This is a genomic window from Okeania sp. SIO2B9 (assembly GCF_010672505.1).
Classification (GTDB): domain Bacteria; phylum Cyanobacteriota; class Cyanobacteriia; order Cyanobacteriales; family Microcoleaceae; genus Okeania; species Okeania hirsuta.
The window spans coordinates 1-3,749 of record NZ_JAAHGK010000777.1; the positions used below are offsets into that span (position 1 = coordinate 1).

Consider the following 3,749-nt stretch of genomic DNA (forward strand, 5'->3'; position numbering starts at 1 on the left):
TCTGCTACCAAGCTGCTTTGAGAGTATTCACTGAATCTGCCCATCCCCGAGATTGGGCAGAGACTCAAAAAAACTTAGGAGCAGCCAATGGCAGATTCTATGTTTTCGGCTTTGTTACCTTTGATTCTGTTTTTGCAGGCCGATCCTAGACAGTTTAGAGTCTCTGCCCAATCTTGGGGGTAGTCAGAGAGGGTATATACTCTCAAAGCAGTTTCGTAGTAGGCAATGGCAGATTCTATGTTGTCCGCTGCGTTACCTTTGATTCTGTCACTGTAGGCTAATCCTAGGTTGTGTTGAGTCATTGCCCAATCTTGGGGGTAGTCATAGAAGGTTCTCACTCTCAAAGCAGTTTCGTAGTAGGCAATGGCAGATTCTATGTTGTCCGCTACGTTACCCTTGATTCTACTATAGTAGGCTGCTCCTAGGTTGTGTTGAGTCATTGCCCAGTCTCGGGGGTAGTCAGAGAAGGTTCTCACTCTCAAAGCAGCTTGGTAGTAGGCAATGGCAAATTCTATATTTTCGGCTATGTTACCTTTGATTCTACTAGAGTAAGCTGTTCCTAGGCTGTTTTGAGTTATAGCCCAATATTGGGGATAGGCAGATTTTGTTCTCACTCTCAAAGCAGTTTGGTAGCAGGCAATAGCAGATTCTATGTTGTCGGCCTTGTTACCTTTGATTCTGTTTTTGTAGGCTATACCTAGGTTGTTTTGAGTTATAGCCCAATCTTGGGGATAGTCAGATTCTGTTCTCACTCGCAAAGCATTTTGGTAGTAGGCAATGGCAAATTCTATATTTTCGGCTATGTTACCTTTGATTCTACTAGAGTAGGCTGTTCCTAGGCTGTTTTGAGTGTCTGCCCAATATTGGGGGCTGTCAGATTCAGTAAATACTCTCAAAGCAGTTTGGTAGCAGGCAATAGCAGATTCTATGTTGTCGGCTTTGTTACCTTTGATTCTCTGACAGTAGGCTATACCTAGTGTGTATTGAATCTCTGCCCAATGTCTGGGAGAGGAAGAGAGGGTATATGTTCTCAAAGCACTTTGCTTGAAGGAAATCAGAGATTCTATGTTGTCGGCTTTATTATCTTTGATTCTGTTTTTGTGGGCTAATTCGCTATAGTAGGATAATTCTAGGCTATAGTAGACTTTTAGGTTGTCTTGAGTTATTGCACTTGGGGCGTAGCAAACACGATTTTCTTTGTTGTCGGCTTTGTTAGCTTTGATTCTGTTTTTGTGGGCTATACCTAGGTTGTGTTTAATCTTTGCCCATTGTTGGGGATAGTCAGATTTGGTGAATACTCTCAAAGCATTTTGGTAGCATTTAATGGCAGATTCTATGTTGTCGGCTGTGTTACCTTTGATTCTACTAGAATAGGCTGTTCCTAGGCTGTTTTGAGTTATAGCCCAATCTTGGGGATAGGCAGATTTTGTTCTCACTCTCAAAGCAGCTTGGTAGTAGGCAATGGCAGATTCTATGTTGTCCGCTTTGTTACCTTTGATTCTACTAGAGTAAGCTGATCCTAGGTTGTTTTGAGTCTTGGCCCATTTTTTGGGATAGGTAGATTCGGTGAATACTCTCAAAGCAGCTTGGTAGCAGGTAATGGCAGATTCTATGTTGTCGGTAGTTTTGCCTTTGATTCTACTTTTGATTCTACGAAAGTATGCTATATCTAGGTTGTCTTGAGTCCTTGCACTTAGCTCGTAGCAAATTTCAGGAGGTTCTATGTTGTCGGCTTTGTTACCTTTTTCAGGAGGTTCTATGTTATCGGCTTTGTTACCTTTGATTCTACTAGAGTAAGCTGATCCTAGGTAGTATTGAGTCTCTGCCCAATATCGGGGGTAGTCAGATTCAGTTAATACTCTCAAAGCATTTTGGTAGTAGTCAATGGCCAATTCTATGTTTCCGGCTTTGTTACCTTTGATTCTCCTATAGAAGACTAATCCTAGGTAGTGTTGAATCATTGCCCATTGTTGGGGATATTTTGGCTCAGTATATACGTTCCAAGCAGCTTGGTAGCATTTAATGGCAGATTCTATGTTGTCGGCTTTATTTCCTTTGATTCTGTTTTTGTAGGTCGATCCTAGGTTGTATTGAGTCTTTGCCCAATCTTTGGTGTTTTCTTTATGGTGACTGAGCGTAAATAAATATCCGGCGATCGCTATTTCTATTTGTGCTTTTCTGTTTCCCCTTGGAAACTGCCAAATATGAAAACTCAGGTTTTCGATTAATGCACCAGTATTATCCGTACTTTCGGGAGAGTTGTTAGTGATGAGGTCGGATGCGTATTGTGGCAGGATGTGGGCGAGGTTTTCATTGAGGAGGTGTCGGTTATTGTCTAGAATTTGGTAGACGATGCTTTTGTTTGCTTTACCTGCCCTAACTTCCGATTCTGCTTGTAGTAGTTGTTGCAGTAGGGTAGTGTAAGAAACAGGATTTTGCGATTGATTTAACCGTTGCGTTAGTTTTTGAGCCATATTCATTAGCCGTCGGGCGTTATTTTTATTGCCTGCTTCTGCCAGATATTGTGCATATTGCTGCATGAAGGTGATGAATTCCTTATCGATTAAGTCTTGATGGTTTTGCAGTAAGTCTGCCTTTCGGTCTTCGGAACATTCTAAGAGTTGTTGAATTATTTGTGCGTATGCTGTTAGGCGTTGTTCGTTCATGGTATTTTTGTTTGATACGATAATTATTGATGATTCTCTCTTGCTGCAATTAAAACCTCTAGATAGAGGCGATCGCTTAGAAAGCGAGGACTTGACAGTTAAGAAAAAATTTACTATACTCACTTATCAGTAGGTAGAGTTCCCGCCGATTTTAAGCCTGTGGAGAAGATAAGTTACAGACTGCGGTCAGTGGTCTTCTGTGTTTGCGCAGCATTGCGTCAGCAAAGCAGGAAGCTAACTCCAGAGCTGCGTGCAATTCCGGCACGGGTAAGTTTGGGTAAGTTTAGTAGAACGGATAGGCAGATTCGGTATACACTCTCAAAGCAGCTTGATAGCAGGAAGTAGCAGTTTCAGTATTGTCGGGACTGTTGCTTTTCTGTTTTTGTTTGTTCATGGTATTTTTGTTTGATACGATCGTTATTGATGATTTTCCCTTGCTGCTAAATGCTGCAATAAGTACGCTAATCTATATAAGTTTTGGGCTTTGTTGCATGAAAGTATATAGCTGCCGCACTTGCTTGTGCATATCTACAACAATAACGCGCTGAAACTGCTGTAACTATTGGACAATAGATAAATAGAACATCAATCTTGGAAATAAAAAGGCTGAAACCTTTACAGGTAAAAGTTTTGAAAATTGAGCGGTCAGCCCTAACTATTGGACAATAGTAAATAGAACATCAATAATCGCCAAACAGAGCGATCGCTTGGCAGTGCAGAGCAATAACTATTGGACAATAGTAAATAGAACATCAATAACCGCCAAACAGAGCAATTAAGCTACGCAATGGATGTTAAGAACGCTACTTTCATGCAACAAAGCCTAAGTTTTGGTAAAAGTTACTCTCTTTAATCTTGGAAATAAAAAGGCTGAAACCTTTACAGGTAAAAGTTTTGAAAATTGAGCGGTCAGCCCTAACTATTGGACAATAGTAAATAGAACATCAATAATCACGAAACAGAGCGATCGCTTGGCAGTGCAGAGCAATAACTATTGGACAATAGTAAATAGAACATCAATAACCGCCAAACAGAGCAATTAAGCTACGCAATGGATGTTAAGAACGCTACTTTCATGCAACA

Annotated in this window: 2 protein-coding genes; one reads left to right on the forward strand and one right to left on the reverse strand. The window is 40.8% G+C overall.

The window, feature by feature from the left end:
- Positions 1-74: 74 nt before the first annotated feature.
- The gene (locus F6K13_RS23190) at positions 75-2,666 is read right to left on the reverse strand and encodes a tetratricopeptide repeat protein (RefSeq protein ID WP_287288530.1); all 2,592 of its coding nucleotides are present in this window, start codon (positions 2,664-2,666) and stop codon (positions 75-77) included.
- On the opposite strand from F6K13_RS23190, the gene F6K13_RS23195 reads away from it, so the two are divergent.
- Positions 2,665-2,799 (forward strand): hypothetical protein, encoded by a 135-nt coding sequence (locus F6K13_RS23195; protein WP_275670479.1) that lies wholly within the window; start codon positions 2,665-2,667, stop codon positions 2,797-2,799. The two genes, F6K13_RS23190 and F6K13_RS23195, sit on opposite strands and share 2 nt — an antisense overlap.
- The last annotated feature ends 950 nt before the right edge of the window (positions 2,800-3,749 follow it).